This is a genomic window from Streptomyces sp. URMC 126 (assembly GCF_051386555.1).
GTDB lineage: Bacteria > Actinomycetota > Actinomycetes > Streptomycetales > Streptomycetaceae > Streptomyces.
Genome location: NZ_JBPQTX010000974.1, coordinates 1 through 263, shown reverse-complemented (window position 1 = coordinate 263; position 263 = coordinate 1). Strand labels below are relative to the sequence as shown.

Here is a 263-nt window from a genome sequence, read left to right as displayed (position 1 = left end):
GGGCGAGGGGGAAGTCCACCTCCACCCCCAGCCGCTCCAGCACCGCGAGAGCGGCCCGCCCGGTGCCCGGGTAGAGCGTGTCGGTCACACACGTCACGAACAGCGCTACCCGCATACCGCGGCCTCCGCCCGACGCCAGGCTGCCTGGTCACCCACGGGCTCATGGTGCCGCAGCGGCCGGGTGGCGCGCAGCAGGGAGCGCAGCGCCGCCAGGTCGCCGCGCACGGCGCCGGCCGCGCGCGCCTGGACCAGCACGTTGCCGA

1 protein-coding gene is annotated in these 263 nt (G+C 76.8%); it reads right to left on the bottom strand.

Annotation, left to right across the window (positions count from 1 at the left end; all coding sequences use genetic code 11):
* The coding region (locus ACSNOK_RS34730; RefSeq protein ID WP_436784695.1) for a heterodisulfide reductase-related iron-sulfur binding cluster at positions 1–115 on the bottom strand (115 nt) is incomplete at its 3' end.
* Positions 116–263: the final 148 nt, after the last annotated feature.